Source organism: Paraburkholderia megapolitana (assembly GCF_007556815.1).
Lineage (GTDB): Bacteria > Pseudomonadota > Gammaproteobacteria > Burkholderiales > Burkholderiaceae > Paraburkholderia > Paraburkholderia megapolitana.
On the sequence record NZ_CP041743.1, the window covers coordinates 1204207 to 1225110 of the forward strand.

A 20904-nucleotide genomic window follows, 5' to 3' on the forward strand; every position below is an offset into this window, starting at 1 on the left:
AAACCCCATGAAACAAGCAATGAAATTGCGCGAGCAGCTTGCCACTGGCGAACTGCTGGTCGCACCCGGTGTATACGACGGGCTGACCGCGCGCATCGCCGAGCAGGCCGGTTTCGGCACGCTATACATGACTGGCGCAGGTACGGCGGCGGCGCGCGGCTACCCCGACTACGGTTTGCTGACGATGACCGAGATGGTCGAGAACGCCGGCGTGATTGCACGTAGCGCGAGTGTGCCGGTGATTGCCGACGCGGATACCGGCTTCGGTAACGAACTGAACGTGACGCGTACGGTGCGCGAATACGAACTGCGCGGCGTCGCGGGCATCCATATCGAAGATCAGCTCGCGCCGAAAAAATGCGGTCATCTGGATGGCAAGGAACTGGTGTCGCGCGCGGAATTCATCGCGAAGATCCGTGCAGCGGTCGCAGCGCGCACGAGCCCGGACTTCGTGTTGATCGCGCGAACCGATGCGCGTGCCGTGATCGGTTTCGACGAAGCCATATGGCGCGCGAACGCGGCGCTCGATGCCGGCGCCGACATCGCATTCGTCGAAGCGGCGCAGGGGCTCGACGAAGTAGCGGCGGTGCCGCGTGCCGTACACGGGCCGTGTCTGCTCAATATCGTGCGTGGTGGCAAAACGCCGGACATCGGCTTGCGCGACGTTGCCGAAATGGGTTACCGGATCGCAATCCTGCCGAGCCTGCTACTTGGGGCCGTGATCGAGAGTTGCGACCGCACATTGAGCGCATTGCGCGAAACGCGCGTGCCGCCGGCGTCGGCGGGGCATGCGTCGGTGCGCGAGCGTTTCAGGCGCCTCGGCGCCGACGAATGGGATGCGATCCGCACGCGCTTTCGTGATCCTGAGCCCGAAGTAGATGGCGAACCGGCGGTGCAAGGGAACGCGCGATGAAACCGTCCGTCATGTTCGACAAGGTATGGGACAGCCATGTCGTTGCGCAGGCTGGCGACGACATCGCGCTGCTGCACATCGACCGGTTGTTGCTGCACGACCTGTCGGGCACGGCCGCGCTGCACGCACTCCACGAACGGGGACTGCCCATACACAGCCCCGATCTCGCGTTCGCGACGCCGGATCACGCGGTGTCCACGATGCCGGGCCGCACCGGCACGACGTTCGCAGGCGGCGCGCGCTTGTGGGCCGGGCTCAAGGCGCTGTCGTCGCAAGGCGGGGTCCGCTTCTTCGATCTCGGCGAACCGGGCCAGGGGATCGTTCACGTGATGGCACCCGAACTCGGCCTCGTGCAACCGGGTGCGACGCTCGTTTGCGGCGATAGCCACACCTGTACGAACGGCGGGGTCGGTGCGCTTGCGTTTGGCATCGGTTCGTCCGAAGTCACGCACGTGCTCGCAACGCAGACACTGTGGCAACGCAAGCCGAAGACGCTGCGCATCCGTTTCGACGGCCGGTTGCAGGACGGTGTGTTCGCGAAGGACCTGGTGCTGTATCTGATCGGCCGTCTCGGCGCGCACGCCGCGACGGGTCATGCGGTCGAATACGCAGGCGAAGCGATCCGCGCGCTCGACGTCGAAGCGCGCCTGACGTTATGCAATCTGTCGATCGAATTCGGCGCGAAGGTCGGCATGGTCGCCCCCGACGACACGACATATGCGTACCTCGAAGGCCGCGCGTATGCGCCGCGCGGCGAGCTGTTCGCACGTGCCGTCGACTACTGGCGCACATTGCCGTCCGACGAGCTTGCGCGCTTCGATCGCGAAGTATCGTTCGACGCAGGCACCGTACCGCCGATGATGACCTGGGGCACGAGCCCGGAACAGGTGATCGCCATCGACGGGCGCATTCCCGACCCCGATGCCGCGCCCGATGCCGCGCACCGCGACGCGTGGCGCAACGCACTCGACTACATGGGCCTGAAGCCCGGCGACGCGCTCGAAGGGACGCCGGTCGACTGGGTGTTTATCGGCTCGTGCACGAACTCGCGGCTCTCGGATCTGCGCGAAGCGGCGCGCCTCGCACGCGGGCGGCACGTCGCACCCGGTGTGCGGGCGTGGGTCGTACCGGGTTCGGAGCAGGTGCGGCGCGATGCGCAGGCCGAAGGGCTCGATCGCATCTTTCTCGAAGCAGGTTTCGAATGGCGCGAGCCGGGTTGCAGCATGTGCGTAGCGGCGAACGGCGAGACCGTACCGAGCGGCGCCCGCGCCGTGTCGACGTCGAACCGCAACTTCGTCGGCCGCCAGGGGCCGGGCGCGCGCACACATCTGGCGAGTCCGCAAAGCGCGGTGGCGGCCGCGGTCACCGGAGTCATCGCCGACAGCCGGAGGCTTGCACATGAATAAAGTCGACATTGTCACGGGTGCCGCTGCGCCGCTACTGCGCGCGAACCTCGATACGGACACGGTGATTCGCATCGAGCGTTTGACGCAGCAGCCGCGCCACGCGCTGGGTCAGTACGCGTTCGAAGCGTTGCGGCGTCGCGCGGACGGCAGCGAAGACCCCGACTTCGTGTTGAACCGGCAAGCGTATCGTGCCGCGCCGATCCTGTTGACTGGTGCGAACTTCGGCTGTGGCTCGTCGCGTGAAGGAGCGGTCTGGGCGCTGTTCGAAGCGGGCATCCGCTGCGTGATCGCCGAGAGTTTCGGCGAGATTTTCTATGGCAACTGTTTCCAGAACGGCATGCTGCCCGTGCGTCTCGATGCTAGCCAGATCGCTGAGCTTGCGGCTTTGTCGGAAGCTGGCGAGCCGGTGACGGTGAGTCTGGTCGACTGCACAGTTAGCGCGGGGAGCACACGTTTCGCGTTCGAGATCGATCCGCTCCGGCGCGATGCGCTGATGGCAGGTCTCGACGAGATCACGCAAACCTTCGCGTACCGCGAGCAGATCTCGGACTGGCAGATGGCCGATCGCGAACGACGTCCGTGGATCTGGATTCCGCTCGAACGGCAGCCAGCCCAGAGCGGTAGTTAACCGTTGCGATCAATCGTGTGCGCCGCCGGCGTGCGCGGATTTTCATGAGGGAGCATCCATGAGCAGTATCACTGCGGTACCTACGACGGACCGACGCGGGGCATCGGGTGCGGTGCCCACCGATCCCGACGGCCCAACCGGCCGGCTCGCGAGCTGGCTCGCCGAATTGCAGATCGGCGATATCGCGGAGCGTGCTTTGGAGCGCGGCAAGTATCTGACGCTCGACGGTCTCGGCTGTGCACTGGTCGGCGCACGCTTGCCATGGTCGAGCAAGGCCACCGAACTGGTCTGCGCGCTAGAAAGCGGAGAACGCGCGACCTTGATCGGTTCGGGCAGAAAAACTAGCGTGCCGGCAGCTGCGTTGCTGAACAGCACGTTCATCCAGAGCTTCGAACTCGACGATTTCCATCCGCTTGCCCCGTTGCACAGCGCATCGGTGGTGCTGCCTTCGCTGCTGGCTAGCGCCGAGCTGCTAGGCCGCGTGAACGGCGAGCGTTTCCTGCTCGCCGCGATGTGCGGCTATGAAGTCGGCCCGCGCGTCGGACTGGCGCTACACGGCTCGCAGATGCTGTCGCGCGGCTGGCACTCGGGCGCGGTGTTCGGCACGCATGCGAGTGCGGCAGCCGCGGGCAAGCTGCACGGGCTCGATGCCGCGCAATTCGAAGACGCGCTGGGACTCGCGGGCACGCAATCGGGCGGCTTGATGGCGGCGCAATTCGAAGCGATGTCGAAGCGCATGCATCACGGCTTCGCGTCGCGCAGCGGTCTCTACGCCGCAGTGCTTGCGGCGGGCGGTTACACGGGCATCAAGCGCGTGTTCGAACGCGAATACGGCGGCTTTCTGTCGACCTTCGGCGAAGGGCACGCGCCTGACGCCACACAGATCGCGGCAAATCTAGGTAGCGTGTGGGAGGTCGAGAAGAACATCATCAAGCCGTACCCGGCGATGGGTGCGCTGCTTGCACCGATCGAGGCGGTGCTCGAGATACGCGCGCAGCGACCGTTCAATGTGGACGACATAGAACGCATCGAACTCGATCTCGCAAGCGCTGCGTTTCATCACGGCGGCTGGCAGGCTGCGCGGCCGCTCACGCCGATCGGCGCACAGATGAATCTCGCCTATGCAGTGGCGGTCACCGCGATAGACGGCGAAGCGCGCATGAAGCAGTTCAGCCCCGCACGCATCGATGCGGACGACGTATGGACGCTGATGCAACGCATCACCGTGCGTCACGAAACCTCGTACGACGAGGACGGCCCGCTCGCGCGCGGCGCGACGCGCCTGCGGATGTTCTTCACCGACGGCCGTTGCGAAGACATGCTGTTGCGCCATCCGCGGGGACGACCGCTCGTGCAGATGACGAATGACGAGATCGTTGCAAAGTTTCGTTCGCTGACAGGTGACGTGATCGATACGGCGCGGCAGCAGCGCATCGAAGAACTGGTGCTGCACATCGAACGGCTCGATGACGTCGGGGAGTTGATCGAGGCGCTGGCGCCGGTTGTCGCCAATCCGTTTGCCTGACACGTAGCGTGAACGACTTTCGTGGGGAGCGTTATGTCATCGCCAGGTAAGGTTATCGGTGCTGCTGAAGTGCGTACGACCGAGGCTGTTAGCACTTATGCCGTGACCGGCACCATCGGTGCGCGGCTCGACCGGTTACCCGCGAGCCGTACGGTGTGGATGCTTGTAGTCCTGATTTCGCTCGGTGGCTTCTTCGAGTTTTACGAGCTGTTCTCGACCGCGTATCTTGCGCCGGGCATCATCCGTTCGGGCATTCTCACCGAGACGACGAAGACGTTTTTCGGCATGACGGGTCTCGCGAGTTTCATCGCGGCGGCATTCGCAGGGTTGCTGGTCGGTACGCTGATGTTCGGCGTCGTCGCGGACCGGCTGGGCCGCCGTTCGGTGTTTACGTTCGCGTTGCTGTGGTACACCGTGTCGGCTGCGGTGATGGCGTTCCAGACAGACGCGGGCGGACTGAACTTCTGGCGCTTCATGGTGGGTGTCGGTCTCGGCGTCGAACTCGTCACGATCGACACTTACTTGAGCGAACTGGTGCCGCGCCACGTTCGAGGTCGCGCGTTCGCGCTCAATCAGGTGATTACGTATCTGTCGGTGCCGACCATCGCGCTGCTCGCGTGGCAACTGGTGCCGCTTGCACCGCTTGGTTTCGATGGATGGCGCTGGGTTGTTCTGGTGGGATCGGTGGCGGCGGTGTTGATCTGGGTGATTCGCACGCGGATTCCGGAGAGTCCGCGCTGGTTGGCTTCCCACGGTGAGCAGGCACGCGCCGAAGCGGTCGTTGCCGCGCTCGAGGCGCGTGTCGAAAGAGACACCGGTAGAGCACTGCCGCCGTTCGAACGGCTTCAATCGCCCGAGCCACACGTTGCCGACAGTGCCGAAACCGGGCAGCTGCGCGAGGTGTTCAGCCGCCGGTATCTGTCGCGCACCGTGATGCTGTGTACGTTTCACGTGTTCCAGACCATCGGCCTGTACGGCTTCTCGAACTGGGTGCCGACGTTTCTCGTCCGGCAGGGCATCGACGTGACCGCGAGTCTCGGCTACACGCTCGGCATTACGCTCGTGATGCCTTGTGGGCCGCTGGTTGCGATGCTGTACGCGGACCGCTTCGAGCGGAAGTGGCAGATCGTCGCGTCGGCGCTGCTGGTCGCAGCGGCAGGTCTCGCGTTTGCCCAGGTGCGTCAACCGGTGTGGATCGTGCTGACCGGCGGGCTCGTCACACTGGGTGCGACCACTCTGTCGTACAACTTTCACGCCTATCAGGCAGAGCTTTATCCGACGCGTATCCGTGCCCGCGCGGTCGGATTCGTCTATGCGTGGAGCCGCCTGTCGGGCGTGTTCAGCGGCTTTCTCGTGTCCTGGGCATTGAGCCGGGCGGGAGTGTCAGGGGCGCTGCTGCTGATCGCTGCGAGCATGGGCATCGTCGCGCTGTCGATTGCGACGCTCGGACCGCGCACCAATGGGCGCTCGCTGGAGTCATTGACTGGCTAGCGGTGGTTGTTACTGCGCTTGCCGCTAAACGCCGCGACGCTTGCTCCGTTTCAGTTCTTCCGGCTGCACGTCGTGCACGATCTGACCGGTGCCGAGCGTATTGATCTTGTCGACCGGCAGGTCGGTGACGATCCGGCTATGTTCCGGCGAAACAGTCAACGTCAGATGCTGTACCGGTTCGAGCGAGACGTCGTAGACGATCCGCGTGACTCTCAGCAACGGCATACCGACGTCGGTACCGAGCCAGTGTGCGAACGTCGGATCGGCGGCCACCGCGGTGACTTCCTGAATGACACGACCGAATTCGACACCCTGGTTCATCAGGATTTCGTACAACGCTTCTTTCTTGAGCCGGCTGGCGGTTACCTGTTTGCTGAAGCGCGCTGGAACCCATGCGTCCGACACCATGAGCGTGACATTGCCGGTCTTGCGCAGACGCAGCGCGTGGACAGCGGGTTCGTCCGGCGCCAGTTGTAGTTGTGCGGCAATCGAGGCCGGCACGTTCTCGATATGGACGCCGAGCACTTCGACTTTCGTGTCGGTGGCGCTCTTGTGCAGGGCGTCGACAAAACTGAGCGTCGCGGCCGCGCGCGCGACCGGCAGGTCTTCGCGCACGAACGTGCCGATGCCCTGGCGGCGCTGCACGAAGCCCTGTGCCTCGAGATCGGCGAGCGCGCGCCGCGCGGTGATGCGCGAGACGCCGAAGTGCTCGCACAGATCCTCTTCGCGTGGCAGGACGGCGCCGGCCGCATAGCGGCCCGTGACGATCCGTTCGCGCAACACGACGAAGATCTGCCGATGCAGCGCAGTACCGCGGGAACGGGGGAGCGTGGGCATCGCGGAGGGCGTGGTCGACATGCTTGAGGGTGCGGAAGAGACGGGTGGGTGCGTGTGCACAAGTTGTTATAACTTGATCACATTATAAGGGAGGACTTGTGCGGGGAGAGGCGGTATGGCGATCGCCGCTGGAAGAACCGCCAACGCCGCTGGCGGCTTGCGACGTTACGGATTCGCGGTCCCGTCCGTCGCTGCGTTCGTATCATCCTGGCCCACCGCTTCAAGACGATATCCGTAGCCATAAATCGGCGTAAGCCGAAAGCCGTTTTCCGGACGCAGGCCGAGCTTCGTGCGAACCATCGCGATGTGGGTATCTAGCGTACGCGACGGAATATCGGTGGTCTGTTTCCACACGGCGTCGAGAATGTGCGCGCGCGACAGCGGCCGGCTCAGATGCTGGAACAGCAGCAGCGCAAGATCGAATTCCTTTTGCGTGACGCTGACCGGATTGCCGTCGACCGATACCTGCCGAACCTTCAGATCGAATTCGAGGTTGCCGAAGGTTTCTTTCGTGGAGGCCGGGTTCATCGGATACGAACGGCGCAACAGCGACGCAACGCGCGCAGTAAGCACACCGGGCGAGACGGGTTTGACGACGTAATCGTCGGCGCCGGCATTGAGCATCGTCACGATGTCGGACTCGCGCGCGCGGCTGCTGACGAACAGTACCGGCAAGCGCTCGGACAGATTCTGTCTGACCCATTCGAGGATCTCCGCGCCCGACAGATCAGGCACGTTCCAGTCGAGCACCAGCAAGTCGAAGCTCTCGCGCCGCAACTGACGCAGAAGCAGTTGACCTTGCTCGAACGTATGGCAGGTGTGGCCGGCGGTTGTTAGCGTGTCGTTCGTCAGTGCTGCCTGGTCCGCGTCGTCGTCAAGTATTGCAATTCTCATGGTGCCCTCGTTCCACGGCTGAAGCTCCGGAGAGTCTATGGCATTTTGGGGTGCCATCCACGGCTTTTATGCATTTTAATGACGCTTCGGGGCGTTGGCCCCGTACATCGCGATTAGCCGATCGCGATTGCGGCGGCGAACTTCGTCTGTGGCCGTGCGATGTGGTAGCCCTGCGCATACACTTCGGCACGCCGGCTCAGCCAGCGCAACTGCGCCTCGGTTTCCACACCTTCGATCACCACCGTGACCGCGAGCTTGTCGAGCATGTCGAGTACGCACGACATTACGGTGCAGGCCCGGTGCGAGGTCGGCACTCTGGCCATGAATTCGCGTGCAAGTTTGATCGTATCGATCTGCGTGGAGCTCAGGATGGCGAGCGACGCGTAGCCAGATCCGAAACCGTCGATCGCGATGCGTACGCCGAGTTGCCGCAGCGAGTCGGTGATCTCGCTGATGGCCAGCAGCTTCGAGGCGTCGGCAGTTTCGACGAGTTCGAGTTCCAGGTGCGACGGATCGATGCCGTAGCGCTCCGTCGTTGCCCGAATCGTCGTGATCAGTTCATCGTCGGCGAGTTGCGACGGCTGGATGTTGATCGATACGCGCGGCAACGGATGACCTTCGCGCTGCATCGTACGCAGTTGCTCGCAGGCCGATTCGAGAACGAAGTAGCTTGCTTCGCGCGCGGCGCGTGCATCCTCGAACGCCTCGACGAAACTACCGGGCAGCAGCAGGCCGTAATCGGGATGCTGCCAGCGCAGCAGACATTCGATACTGGACAGCCGGGAAGTCTGCGCATGGATGATCGGCTGGAACGCGACGCGGAATTCGCCGTCGTGCAGACCTCTGCGCACGCGCGCGGCGAGCGCACCGTCGCTTCGTCGGGACGTTTCGCCGGCATCCATCGCGCGGCTGGGTGGCGCGCTCAATCCACTACCGATGTTCTTCACGTTGGATTCCTCTGGGAGTCCCGCTGCGGTCGGACATCTTTGCGTTCCGCAACTGACGGGAAAGGCGGCGCCGTTTGCAAGGCTGCCGCCTGTGGAGGCGGGCGCGGCCGACGGCGATCGGTCGAATGAATGTTTGAAGCGGTTGCCGCCTCGCGCACGCGGGCGCGTGGTGCCCGGTCCGTCCGGCCAAATAACAAGATAACGCCGTTTGACGGATCCAACCGTTAAGAAAGGTCAAACGCAGCGATATTAGCCGGCGCGTTGGATTACCGACCGTCCGGTAGCCGACAAATGCCAGCGGTTAGCCCGGGTTTCCACCAGGGTTACGTGAACTAAACAGAACATTTTCGACGGTCGATTGCGGAGAATTTCTCATGAAAGAGATATTTTATTCTACGTGAATAATGTCAATAATTTTACTGATGAATATTTAATTTAAAATCCTCAGCGCTTGAAGTTAGTTTATTGTCTAGACAAATGCAAAACTGTGTGGCCGCCCGCTCTGCCAGGTAAAAAGGGGCTTCGTAGGATGTGCAATATGTAGATTTGACATTTCTTTACGTTTCGTACATGACGATCTTTCATTATTTGACAATTGAAAAAAATACACGAAGATACAATCCGCTCACTTAAATCTGAGCGCGCAGCCCTTTGCATTTGTCGACAGATTGATTTCCATCAAGCGTTTGAAAATTCTGCTGCCGCGCACAGGCGCTACCGGAGAGGGGATTCGAAATGAATAAAACATATAGATCTATCTGGAATGAAGCTCTGGGTGCCTGGGTTGCGGCTTCCGAGCTTGCGTCTGCGCGCGGCAAACCGAGTAAATCGGCGGTAGCGAAGGCGATTGCGGCACTGGTTGTCGCGGGCGCGGGGGTTCATGGCAACGTCGCGCATGCGCAGTACACGGGGGGCAGCGGTGGTTCGGCGACGGGTTCGCAGTCGATCGCGATCGCCGGCGGCACCTCAGGCTCGACGACGGCGTCTGGTACCACCTCGATTGCCATCGGTGCCAACGCGACGGCGAGCGGCAACTATTCGCAGGCTTTCGGACAGAACAGCACGGCCAACTCGCCCAGCGCGATCGCGATGGGTTCGGGCTCGAAGGCGACCAGCACCGGCGCAACGGCGATCGGCAACGATACGACGGCGTCGGGCTCGAGCGCGGTTGCGATCGGCGGCGGCAATAACACGGGTACCGGCGGTGCGGCTGCGCTTGGCGCGCAGGGCATCGCTATCGGCCGCTCCTCGAGCGTGGTGCTGGCGGCGACGAACGGGCTTGCCGTTGGTGTGGGTGCGACGTCGAGTGCGTCGAACGCGGTTGCGCTGGGCGTTTCGTCCACGGCGAGCGGGGCTTCTGCAGTTGCGCTCGGTACGTCGACTGCTAGCGGGACGAACTCGCTTGGGTTTGGCACATCGGCGTCGTCATCGGGAGTCGGTTCTATTGCGATAGGGCAAAACGCCACTGGCTCGGCGCAGCAAGCGATAGCCATTGGCAGCAATTCTACGGCGTCGACGTTGACGGCCACTGCGGTAGGACAAGGGAGTGTAGCGGGCAACGCCAGCGGCACCGCTCAGCAGGCTTCGGCGTTCGGTACTCTTGCGACGGCCTCGGCGAGCGCTGCGACCGCGTTTGGTTCGAGCGCTACTGCGAGCGGTGCCAGTTCGGTTGCCATGGGGCCGATTGCGATAGCGTCGGGGAACGCAGCGATTGCCGTGGGCACTTTCTCGACCGCGAGCGGCAGCAGCGCGGCCGCGCTCGGCGTTGGCGCGACGGCGTCCAACTTCCAGGCTATGGCGGTTGGCGTTAACGCGAATGCCGCTGGGACGAATTCGCTGGCGTTGGGTACCTCGGCTACTGCGGCCTACACGAACAGCGTGGCGCTTGGGGCCAACAGCGTTACGGGCGCGGCTCCGCCGACAGGCACCGGTTACCTGACGGGACAGGCAGCGCCGCTGTCGGAAGTGTCGGTGGGCAGCTCGACGGCGTTGCGCCGGATTACCAATGTGGCTGATGGCTCCGCACCGCAGGATGCCGTGACCGTGTCGCAGTTGAGCACCGGCATGAGCACGACGACGAGCAGCCTTTCGAGCTTGTCGACTTCGGCTTCGACGGGGATCACTTCGTTGTCGACCGGCGTGAATTCGCTGTCGACCGGTCTCAGCACGACGAACAGCAATCTCACGAGCCTGTCGAGTTCGACGTCGAGCGGCATCACGTCGTTATCGACTGGCCTGAGCACGACCAACAGTAACGTGACGAGCCTGTCGAGCTCGACGTCGACGGGGCTGAGCACCGCGGTGAGTCGCGACGCGAGCCTGTCTACCGGTCTGAGCACCACCAACAGCAATGTGACGAGCCTGTCGAGCTCTGCGTCCACGGGCATTAGCTCGTTGTCCACGGGTCTGAGCACGGCCGGCGCCAGCGTGGCGAGTCTGTCGACGGGTATCAGTTCCTTGTCCACGTCGGCTTCGACGGGCATCACCGGCCTGTCGACTGGTCTGAGCACGACGAACAGCAATGTGACGAGCCTGTCGAGTTCGACGTCCACGGGCATCGGCTCGCTGTCGACGTCCGCTTCGACTGGCATCGCGTCGTTGTCTACGTCGACCTCGACGGGTATCACCAGCCTGTCGACCGGGCTGAGCACGACGAACAGCAATGTAACGAGCCTGTCGAGCTCCGCATCCACGGGCATCAGCTCGCTGTCGACGTCCGCTTCGACCGGCATCGCGTCGTTGTCCACGTCGACGTCGACGGGTATCACCAGCCTGTCGACCGGGCTGAGCACGACCAACAGCAATGTGACGAGCCTGTCGAGCTCGACGTCTACGGGCATCGGCTCGCTGTCGACGTCCGCCTCGACCGGCATCGCATCGTTGTCCACTTCGACCTCGACGGGCATCACCAGCCTGTCGACCGGGTTGAGTACGACCAACAGCAATGTAACGAGCCTGTCGAGCTCGACGTCCACGGGCATCGGCTCGCTGTCGACGTCCGCTTCGACCGGCATCGCATCGTTGTCAACGTCGACGTCGACGGGTATCACCAGCCTGTCGACCGGGTTGAGTACGACCAACAGCAATGTAACGAGCCTGTCGAGCTCGACGTCCACGGGCATCGGCTCGCTGTCGACGTCTGCTTCGACCGGCATCGCATCGTTGTCCACGTCGACGTCGACGGGTATCACCAGCCTGTCGACCGGATTGAGCACGACCAACAGCAACGTAACGAGCCTGTCGACCGGGTTGAGTACGACCAACAGCAATGTAACGAGCCTGTCGAGCTCCACGTCGACGGGTATCGGCTCGCTTTCTACGTCGGCTTCGACGGGCATCACCAGCCTGTCGACCGGGTTGAGTACGACTAACAGCAATGTAACGAGCCTGTCGAGCTCGACATCCACTGGCATCGGCTCGCTGTCGACGTCGGCTTCGACCGGTATCACCAGCCTGTCGACTGGTTTGAGTACGACCAATAGCAACGTCAGCAGTCTGTCGACCGGCCTGAGCACGACGAGCAGCGGTATCGTCAGTCTCTCGAGCTCGACTTCGAGCGGTATCGGCTCGTTGTCGACCGGTCTGAACACGTTGTCCACGTCGACTTCGACGGGCATCACGTCGCTGTCGACGGGCCTGAGCACGACGGGCAGCAGCGTGTCGAGCTTGTCCACCGTTGTGTCGGCCACGCGCTCGCACTACTACAGCGTCAACGACAACGGCGTACAGCAGGGCAACTACAACAACAACGGTGCGACCGGGGTGAACGCGATGGCGTTGGGCCCGAATGCGAGCGCATCGGCGTCCAATGGCGTCGCGATCGGCAACGGCGCGGTGGCCAGCAGCGCGGGCAGCGTGGCGCTGGGTGCGGGCAGTACCACGAGTGCGACTGCGCCGACGGGTACGGGCTATCTGACCGGACAGGCAGCGCCGCAGTCGGAAGTGTCGGTGGGTAACTCGACGGCGTTGCGCCGGATTACCAATGTGGCCGATGGCTCCGCGCCGCAGGATGCCGTGACCGTGTCGCAGCTGAGCACCGGCATGAGCACGACGACGAGCAGCATTTCGAGCTTGTCGACTTCGGCTTCGACGGGGATCACTTCGCTGTCGACCGGTTTGAGCACGACGAACAGCAATGTAACGAGTCTGTCGAGTTCGACGTCGAGCGGCATCAGCTCGCTGTCGACGGGTCTCAGTACGACCAATAGCAATGTGACGAGTTTGTCGACTTCGGCATCGACGGGGATCACTTCGCTGTCGACTGGGCTGAGCACGACAAACAGCAATGTAACGAGCCTGTCGAGCTCGACGTCGAGCGGCATTAGCTCGCTGTCGACTGGACTGAGCACGACGAATAGCAATGTGACGAGTTTGTCGACTTCAGCTTCGACGGGGATCACTTCGCTGTCGACTGGGCTGAGCACGACAAACAGCAATGTGACGAGCCTGTCGAGTTCGACGTCGAGCGGTATTAGCTCGCTGTCGACGGGTCTCAGTACGACCAATAGCAACGTGACGAGCCTGTCGAGCTCGACGTCCACCGGCATCAGCTCGCTGTCAACCGGTGTGAATTCGTTGTCGACGTCCACATCGACCGGCATCTCGTCGCTGTCCACTTCGACTTCGACTGGCATTAACAGCCTGTCGACGGGTCTGAGCACGACGAACAGCAATGTGACGAGCCTGTCGAGCTCGACGTCCACCGGCATCAGCTCGCTGTCAACCGGTGTGAATTCGTTGTCGACGTCCACATCGACCGGCATCTCGTCGCTGTCCACTTCGACTTCGACTGGCATTAACAGCCTGTCGACGGGGTTGAGCACGACTAACAGCAATGTGACGAGCCTGTCGAGCTCCGCATCCACGGGCATCAGCTCACTGTCGACTGGCGTGAACTCGCTGTCCACGTCGACCTCGACAGGCATCAGTAGCCTGTCGACGGGTCTGAGCACGACCAACAGCAACGTAACGAGTCTCTCGAGCTCAACGTCCACGGGTATCAGTTCACTGTCGACCGGCGTGAACTCGCTGTCCACGTCGACGTCGACGGGTATCAGCAGCCTGTCGACTGGCCTGAGCACGACTAACAGCAACCTGACGAGCCTGTCGAGCTCGACGTCCACGGGCATCAGTTCGTTGTCGACGGGTGTGAGCTCGTTGTCCACGTCGACTTCGACGGGTATCAGCAGCCTGTCGACGGGCCTGAGCACGACCAACAGCAACGTGACGAGTCTTTCGAGCTCGACATCGACGGGCATCAGCTCGTTGTCGACTGGAGTGAGCTCCTTGTCCACGTCGACCTCGACCGGCATCACCAGCCTGTCGACGGGCCTGAGCACGACCAACAGCAACGTAACGAGCCTGTCGAGCTCGACGTCCACGGGCATCAGTTCGTTGTCGACGGGTGTGAATTCGTTGTCCACGTCCACTTCGACTGGCATCAGCAGTCTGTCGACTGGTTTGAGCACGACCAACAGCAATGTAACGAGCCTGTCGAGCTCGACGTCCACCGGCATCAGTTCGTTGTCGACTGGCGTGAACTCGCTGTCGACGTCCACATCGACCGGCATCAGCAGCCTGTCGACCGGCCTGAGCACGACGAACAGCAACGTAACAAGCCTGTCGAGCTCGACGTCCACCGGCATCAGTTCGCTGTCGACCGGTGTGAACTCGCTGTCCACGTCCACCTCAACCGGCATCAGTAGCCTGTCGACGGGTCTGAGCACGACCAACAGCAATGTGACGAGCCTGTCGAGTTCCGCGTCAACGGGTATCAGCTCGTTGTCGACCGGCGTGAACTCGCTGTCCACATCGACCTCGACTGGCATCAGCAGTCTGTCGACTGGCCTGAGCACGACCAACAGCAACGTAACGAGTCTGTCGAGTTCGACGTCCACGGGCATCAGCTCGTTGTCGACTGGCGTGAGCTCGTTGTCCACGTCGACCTCGACTGGCATCAGCAGTCTGTCGACTGGCCTGAGCACGACCAACAGCAACGTAACGAGCCTGTCGAGCTCGACGTCGAGCGGCATCAGCTCGCTGTCGACTGGCGTGAACTCGCTGTCCACATCCACTTCGACCGGCATCACGAGTCTGTCGACTGGCCTGAGCACGACGAACAGCAACGTAACGAGCCTGTCGAGTTCCACGTCCACGGGCATCAGCTCGCTGTCGACAGGAGTGAACTCGCTGTCCACGTCGACTTCGACCGGCATCAGCTCACTGTCGACTGGCGTGAACTCGCTGTCCACGTCCACCTCGACCGGCATCACCAGTTTGTCGACTGGCCTGAGCACGACGAACAGCAACGTAACAAGCCTGTCGAGTTCGACGTCTACGGGCATCAGCTCGCTGTCGACCGGTGTGAATTCGCTGTCCACGTCTACATCGACTGGCATCACCAGCCTGTCGACTGGCCTGAGCACGACGAACAGCAACGTAACAAGCCTGTCGAGTTCGACGTCTACGGGCATCAGCTCGCTGTCGACCGGTGTGAATTCGCTGTCCACGTCTACATCGACTGGCATCACCAGCCTGTCGACCGGCCTGAGCACGACGAACAGCAACGTAACAAGCCTGTCGAGCTCGACGTCCACGGGCATCAACTCGCTATCGACGGGCTTGAGCACGACCAATAGCAATGTGACGAGTTTGTCGACTTCAGCTTCGACGGGGATCACTTCGCTGTCGACTGGCCTGAGCACAACCAACAGCAACGTAACAAGCCTGTCGAGCTCGACGTCCACCGGCATCAGCTCACTGTCGACCGGCGTGAACTCGCTGTCCACGTCGACCTCGACCGGCATCACGAGCCTGTCAACCGGCCTAAGCACGACCAACAGCAACGTAACGAGCCTGTCGAGCTCGACGTCGAGCGGCATCAGCTCGCTGTCGACTGGCGTGAACTCGCTGTCCACATCGACCTCAACCGGCATCACGAGCCTGTCGACCGGCCTGAGCACGACGAACAGCAACGTAACAAGCCTGTCGAGCTCGACGTCCACCGGTATCAGCTCACTGTCGACCGGCGTGAACTCGCTGTCCACGTCGACCTCGACCGGCATCACGAGCCTGTCAACCGGCCTGAGCACGACCAACAGCAACGTAACAAGCCTGTCGAGCTCAACGTCGAGCGGCATCAGCTCGCTGTCGACCGGCGTGAACTCGCTGTCCACGTCGACCTCGACTGGAATCACCAGCCTGTCGACTGGCCTGAGCACGACCAACAGCAACGTAACGAGCCTGTCGAGCTCGACATCCAGCGGCATCAGCTCGTTGTCGACCGGTGTGAGCTCGCTGTCCACATCGACCTCAACCGGCATCACCAGCCTGTCGACCGGCCTGAGCACAACGAACAGCAACGTAACGAGCCTGTCGAGTTCAACATCCACAGGTATCAGCTCGCTGTCGACCGGCCTGAGCACAACCAACAGCAACGTAACGAGCCTGTCGAGCTCGACGTCGAGCGGCATCAGCTCACTGTCGACCGGCGTGAACTCGCTGTCCACATCGACCTCGACCGGCATCACCAGCCTGTCGACCGGCCTGAGCACAACCAACAGCAACGTAACAAGCCTATCGAGCTCGACATCGAGCAGCATCGGCTCGCTGTCGACTGGCGTGAACTCGTTGTCCACGTCGACTTCGACCGGCTTCACGTCGCTGTCGACTGGCTTAAGCTCGACCAACAGCAACCTGTCGAGTCTGTCCACCACGACATCGACGGGCCTCACATCGCTGTCGACCGGTTTGAGCACGACCAACAGCAACGTGTCCAGCCTCTCGACCGGTCTCTCGAGCCTGTCGACTACCCTGAGCACCTCCGGTAGCGGCATCTCGAGCCTGTCCACGGTTGTTTCGGCGACGCGTACGCACTACTACAGCGTCAACGACGGCGGCACAGCGACGGGCAACTACAACAACGACGGCGCAACCGGCCTCAACGCGCTGGCAGCTGGCACGAACGCGCTCGCGTCGGGTACCAGCAGCGCGGCGGTGGGCAACGGCGCGACCGCCTCGGGCAGCGGCTCGGTAGCGCTCGGCAACGGTGCGACAGCGTCGATTGCCAACTCGGTCGCCCTTGGCTCGGGTTCAATCACGGCCGGCGCGGTAGCAACAGCAACTGCAACGATCGGCTCGCTGCAACTCGGACCGTTCGCCGGTACGTCACCGGTGGGCGTGGTGAGCGTCGGCTCGCCGGGCTTCGAACGGCAGATCACCAACGTCGCAGCAGGCCAGGTCACGGCAAGCAGCACCGACGCGATCAACGGCAGCCAGCTGTTCACCGTAGCCAGCCAGCTCAGCGCATCGCTCGGTCAGATCTCGTCGCTGTCGACGGGCCTCTCCACGACCAACAGCAACCTGAACAGCCTGTCGACTTCGACCGGTAGCCTGAGTACCTCGCTGTCCACAGGTCTCTCCACGACGATCTCGACGATCGGCGCAGGCGGGTCGAGCGGTAACGGCAGCGGTACGGGCACGAGGACGACGCAAGGCCGCACGTTCGACAACACGTCGACGTCGACGGTGAACGCAGCGACTTGCGGTTCGGCCAACGGCGCCGATACGACGGCAGTCGGCACCTGTGCGCAGGCCGGCACGGTGGCCGGGGTGAACGGAGCGACCGTTACGACGGTTGCCAACGGCGCCACGGCGATGGGTTCGCAGTCGCTTGCCCAGGACACGAACACGACGGCGATCGGCTTCCGTGCAACCGCACAGGGTCAAGGTTCGTCGGCGGTGGGCTTCCAGTCGCAGGCAACCGGCACGCAGTCGACCGCGATCGGTTCGAACGCGGTGGCAAGCGGGGCGAACTCGGTGGCGCTCGGTGCAGGGTCGGTGGCCAGCCAGTCGAACTCGGTGTCGGTGGGCTCGCCGGGCAACGAACGCACGATCACGAACGTCGCAGCGGGTGTGAATCCGACCGATGCCGTGAATTTGCAACAGTTGCAGAGCGTGCAGAGCAACGTCAACACGGTCGCGAAATATGCGTATTCGGGTGTTGCGATGGCCGGTGCGCTGGCCGGGTTGCCGCAGGTCGAGCCGGGCAAGACCTTCATGCTCGGCGCAGGGTTGGGCAACTACGGCGGCTACACGGCCCTCGCGGTGGGCGGAAGTGCACGGGTCACGCAGAACACGATCGTCAAGTTCGGCGTGAGCACGGTGAGCGGCGAGCGCATGATGTTCAACGCAGGCGTTGGATACTCGTGGTAAGCCCGCAAATGTAGCGTCGGCGCAGCTCTGACGCTATTATTGCCGTACCCCCTGGCGGACCGCTGTCATTGACAGCGGTCCGCTCCACTTCTGCTTTACGGCAACATGCGCATCGGAATCTCCGTTATCAGCCACCAGGGCCAGAATATCTGGCAGAACGGTCTGGGCCAGAACATCATCTTTCTGGCTCGCCTGTTCCAGCGGTTGCCGTTCGTGCGCGGCGTCACGCTGATCGACGTCGGCGACCAGGGCGTGATGCCGGAACAGGTCGACACGGCCACGCTCGGTCTGACCGTGATGTCGCAACGCGAGGCCAGCGACCAGGTCGACGTGATCATCGAAATGGCCGGTGCGCTCGACACCCAGTGGCTCGCCCTGATGCGCGCGCGCGGCAAGAAAGCGGTCTATTACTGCTGCGGCCATCCGTTTGCCGGTCTTGCGGAACCCGCCGTTTTCGAGAAACCCAGTCACTTTTCGCGGGCCGACCGCTGCGACGAAATCTGGTCGCTGCCCGAGTACCGGCTATTCGCCAGTTTTCAGCGCACACTACATCGCTGCCCGGTGTTCACGGTGCCTTACCTCTGGCATCCGCAGTTTGTCCGGCAACGCATTGCCGAAGTGGAAACGCAGGGCTATCGCTTCGGCTGGGAAGCAGCGCGTGCAAAGAGCACAGCAGGTGGCGCGCACAAGGGCTTGAGCGTCGCTATTTTCGAACCGAACATTTCGGTGGCGAAGACTTCGACGATCTCCATGCTTGCCTGCGACGAAGCGTATCGCGCCGATCGTTCGAGCATTGAAGCGATGCATGTGCTCAATACGCTGCACATGGCCAACCATCCCACCATGCTGCACCTCGCCAATTCGCTTGATCTTGTACGTGAGCACAAATCCACGTTCCATGGCCGGCACGACATCGTCGGGTTCATGGTGCAGCACGCGGACACGGTCGTTTCGCATCAATGGACGAACGACCAGAACTACAGCTATCTCGACGCACTGAGCGGCGATTACCCGCTCATCCACAATTCCGAATGGCTGAAGGAATTCGGCGCGGGCTACTACTATCCGGAGTTCGATGCGGTGCAAGGCGGCGCGCAACTGCGGCACGCGTTGGCCCATCACGACGCAGGGCTCGTCGACTATCACAGCGCTTCACAGCGCGTATTCGATGCAGTCGATCCATTCGCCGCGCATAACCTGCAGGGTTACGCGGACCGTTTGCTCGATTTGTGCCGCGATACGGACTTCGTCGACGGGCGGCATTGAACATGACTACACCCACGCCCCTTCAGAAAGGTACCGGCCGGCTCAACGTCGGCGTGACGATTCATGTGCGCAAGGGTACGCAGTCGTTGTGGGAAAACGGCATCTTCCAGAACTGCCTGTTTCTCGTACTGCTGCTCACGCGCGTGCCGCGCATCGACAAGGTGTTTCTCGTCGCCGGCGGCGATGGCAGCACTGAAGATGCACGCAATTTTCTCGGCGACTCTCCTGCACCCGTGATCGATATGAACACGGCGATGGAAACCCTCGATCTGATGATCGAGATGAGCGCGCAACTCGGTCGCGAATGGATCGTTGCGTTTCGCGAGCGCGGCGGCAAGGTCGCGACGATGCGCGTGGGCAACGACTATGTGATCGACGCCGAGCGGATGGTGTTCGACAAGCAACACGGGCTCCTCATTTCCGGCGCGCCGTACGACGAGATCTGGACGCTGCCGCAGTACGAGAAAACGGCTGCTCCGTACTATCGCAGCGCGATGCGCGCCGAAGTGCGCATCGTGCCGCATCTGTGGAGCTCCGCGGTGCTCGAGCGCGAGGTCGCGGCGCTGCCGGCCGGTACGAGCTTTGGCTATCAGCCCGGCCGCAGGCGCTGGCGCGCAGGGATCTTCGAGCCGAACATCTGCATGGTCAAAACAGGTTTCATCCCGATGCTGTGCTGCGAGGTCGCGCATCGCGCCGACCCCGACATGCTCGAGCGCGTCTGGGCGTACAACACGTTCCACCTGAAAGAGCATGTGACCTTCAACGGTTTTGCGCACAGCCTGAACATCGTGCAACACGGTCTTTCGTCGTTCGAGGGGCGTTTCCCGTTCGTGCAGATCGTGTCCGCCAACGTCGATGTCGTAGTCTCCCATCACTGGGAAAACGCGCAGAACTATGTCTATTACGAAGCGCTCTACGGCGGCTATCCGTTGATCCACAATTCGCACCTGCTCGGCGATTGCGGGTATCGCTATCACGATTTCGACTGTGAAGAAGGTGGCGCCGCATTGCGTCGGGCGTTCGCGGAGCACGATACGAATCTCGCATCGTACCGGCAGACGGCAAAGACCTACCTGCGCCGGCTCGATCCGGAAAACGAAGTCAACGTGCGGGCATATGCCGATGCAATCGATGCACTCTACGTGAACCGTCAGCCATGATCTCCGCTCTTTCCCGTCTTGCAGCGTATTTCCGCAGCGGTGCATGCGCGACCGCTGCCGCGTGTTGTGCCGTGTCGATGACGATGTTCGTACCCGCTGCGTCCGCACAGAGCGTGCTGAGCGCACCGACGCCGTCCGGCCCGTTGAACTCGATGGCCGCAGCCGTCAACAACGTCGGCATCAAGCAATGCCGTCCGCAGCTCACTTCGCTGTCGACGCTCGGCGTGCAGGGCACGGCCAGCAACGACCTGTTGCTCGACTGGGATCACAAACGCGTGAACAGCAGCCCGGTGTTTTCGCTGATCGGGCTCGACTACGGCTCGAATGCGGCGGCGATGTCGATCACCGCGGTGCCGGAAGCGGATGGCTCGTGCTCGGTGCTGGCGGAGCGGATTTCGGCGGCACCGGTCGCGTGCAAGACGATCGCGACCCAGGAGCTGCATGGCTATCGCGCGACACCGCTGCTGAACCAGATGACCGTCTACACCGACGGCAAGGACCCCGGCTCGTCGGTGTCGCTGATCGACTCGCCGCCGGGCTGTCTGGTGATTCGCCGCTACGTGGCGTTTTCGAAAGCGGCAAGCGCCCACTGATCACGGCCATGACCCGCGTTTCGCGGGATGA

Annotated in this window: 11 protein-coding genes and 2 pseudogenes; 10 read left to right on the forward strand and 3 right to left on the reverse strand. The window is 62.5% G+C overall.

Features of this window, described 5'->3' with window-relative positions; all coding sequences use genetic code 11:
* Positions 1 to 7: 7 nt before the first annotated feature.
* The 5 genes from FNZ07_RS05160 to FNZ07_RS05180 are packed head-to-tail and all read left to right on the forward strand — an operon-like array spanning position 8 to position 5963.
* Positions 8 to 913 carry an isocitrate lyase/PEP mutase family protein gene (locus FNZ07_RS05160; protein WP_091012093.1) on the forward strand — a complete coding sequence of 302 codons (906 nt, stop codon included), beginning with the start codon at positions 8 to 10 and terminating at the stop codon, positions 911 to 913.
* Complete coding sequence (leuC, locus tag FNZ07_RS05165; RefSeq protein WP_091012097.1) at positions 910 to 2319, forward strand: 3-isopropylmalate dehydratase large subunit; 1410 nt, start codon at positions 910 to 912, stop codon at positions 2317 to 2319. The genes FNZ07_RS05160 and leuC overlap by 4 nt, the downstream gene beginning before the upstream one ends.
* Positions 2312 to 2947 (forward strand): 3-isopropylmalate dehydratase small subunit, encoded by a 636-nt coding sequence (leuD, locus tag FNZ07_RS05170; protein ID WP_091012099.1) that lies wholly within the window; start codon positions 2312 to 2314, stop codon positions 2945 to 2947. The genes leuC and leuD overlap by 8 nt, the downstream gene beginning before the upstream one ends.
* Positions 2948 to 3005: 58 nt before the next feature.
* Entirely contained in the window at positions 3006 to 4472 is a 1467-nt protein-coding gene (locus tag FNZ07_RS05175) for an MmgE/PrpD family protein (protein WP_091012101.1), read from the forward strand.
* Between the two features lie 33 nt (positions 4473 to 4505).
* Positions 4506 to 5963 (forward strand): MFS transporter, encoded by a 1458-nt coding sequence (locus FNZ07_RS05180; protein ID WP_091012104.1) that lies wholly within the window; start codon positions 4506 to 4508, stop codon positions 5961 to 5963.
* A gap of 24 nt (positions 5964 to 5987) precedes the next feature.
* On the opposite strand, the gene FNZ07_RS05185 is transcribed toward FNZ07_RS05180, so the two are convergent.
* The 3 genes from FNZ07_RS05185 to FNZ07_RS05195 all read right to left on the reverse strand — a co-directional run bounded on the left by FNZ07_RS05185 (position 5988) and on the right by FNZ07_RS05195 (position 8641).
* Positions 5988 to 6821 carry a GntR family transcriptional regulator gene (locus FNZ07_RS05185; protein ID WP_091012106.1) on the reverse strand — a complete coding sequence of 278 codons (834 nt, stop codon included), beginning with the start codon at positions 6819 to 6821 and terminating at the stop codon, positions 5988 to 5990.
* Positions 6822 to 6965: 144 nt separating this feature from the next.
* Entirely contained in the window at positions 6966 to 7694 is a 729-nt protein-coding gene (locus tag FNZ07_RS05190; protein WP_091012109.1) for a response regulator transcription factor, read from the reverse strand.
* Positions 7695 to 7807: 113 nt separating this feature from the next.
* The gene (locus tag FNZ07_RS05195; RefSeq protein WP_143098069.1) at positions 7808 to 8641 is read right to left on the reverse strand and encodes an EAL domain-containing protein; all 834 of its coding nucleotides are present in this window, start codon (positions 8639 to 8641) and stop codon (positions 7808 to 7810) included.
* A 735-nt stretch (positions 8642 to 9376) separates the two neighbouring features.
* Here FNZ07_RS05195 and FNZ07_RS34440 point away from each other — a divergent pair.
* The 5 genes and pseudogenes from FNZ07_RS34440 to FNZ07_RS05215 all read left to right on the forward strand — a co-directional run.
* Positions 9377 to 17329 (forward strand): annotated as a pseudogene (locus FNZ07_RS34440) (ESPR-type extended signal peptide-containing protein); the annotation flags it as partial.
* Between the two features lie 63 nt (positions 17330 to 17392).
* Positions 17393 to 17854: pseudogene (locus FNZ07_RS34615) on the forward strand (YadA family autotransporter adhesin); the annotation flags it as partial.
* A 105-nt stretch (positions 17855 to 17959) separates the two neighbouring features.
* On the forward strand, positions 17960 to 19120 hold the full coding sequence (locus tag FNZ07_RS05205; protein WP_091012116.1) for a DUF2827 family protein: 1161 nt from the start codon (positions 17960 to 17962) through the stop codon (positions 19118 to 19120).
* 2 nt (positions 19121 to 19122) lie between these two features.
* Positions 19123 to 20280: a DUF2827 domain-containing protein gene (locus FNZ07_RS05210; RefSeq protein ID WP_091012119.1), complete on the forward strand. Its 1158-nt coding sequence runs from the start codon at positions 19123 to 19125 to the stop codon at positions 20278 to 20280.
* Positions 20277 to 20873 carry a hypothetical protein gene (locus tag FNZ07_RS05215; RefSeq protein ID WP_091012121.1) on the forward strand — a complete coding sequence of 199 codons (597 nt, stop codon included), beginning with the start codon at positions 20277 to 20279 and terminating at the stop codon, positions 20871 to 20873. The genes FNZ07_RS05210 and FNZ07_RS05215 overlap by 4 nt, the downstream gene beginning before the upstream one ends.
* Positions 20874 to 20904 lie beyond the last annotated feature (31 nt).

What these genes read in the sequence shown, in the direction of transcription:
- FNZ07_RS05205 (WP_091012116.1), top strand. Translation starts at nt 17,960, where the DNA reads ATGCGCATCGGAATCTCCGTTATCAGCCACCAGGGCCAGAATATCTGG.
- leuC (WP_091012097.1), top strand. Translation starts at nt 910, where the DNA reads ATGAAACCGTCCGTCATGTTCGACAAGGTATGGGACAGCCATGTCGTT.
- FNZ07_RS05160 (WP_091012093.1), top strand. Translation starts at nt 8, where the DNA reads ATGAAACAAGCAATGAAATTGCGCGAGCAGCTTGCCACTGGCGAACTG.
- FNZ07_RS05185 (WP_091012106.1), bottom strand. Translation starts at nt 6,821, where the DNA reads ATGTCGACCACGCCCTCCGCGATGCCCACGCTCCCCCGTTCCCGCGGT.
- FNZ07_RS05215 (WP_091012121.1), top strand. Translation starts at nt 20,277, where the DNA reads ATGATCTCCGCTCTTTCCCGTCTTGCAGCGTATTTCCGCAGCGGTGCA.
- FNZ07_RS05190 (WP_091012109.1), bottom strand. Translation starts at nt 7,694, where the DNA reads ATGAGAATTGCAATACTTGACGACGACGCGGACCAGGCAGCACTGACG.
- FNZ07_RS05210 (WP_091012119.1), top strand. Translation starts at nt 19,123, where the DNA reads ATGACTACACCCACGCCCCTTCAGAAAGGTACCGGCCGGCTCAACGTC.
- FNZ07_RS05180 (WP_091012104.1), top strand. Translation starts at nt 4,506, where the DNA reads ATGTCATCGCCAGGTAAGGTTATCGGTGCTGCTGAAGTGCGTACGACC.
- leuD (WP_091012099.1), top strand. Translation starts at nt 2,312, where the DNA reads ATGAATAAAGTCGACATTGTCACGGGTGCCGCTGCGCCGCTACTGCGC.
- FNZ07_RS05175 (WP_091012101.1), top strand. Translation starts at nt 3,006, where the DNA reads ATGAGCAGTATCACTGCGGTACCTACGACGGACCGACGCGGGGCATCG.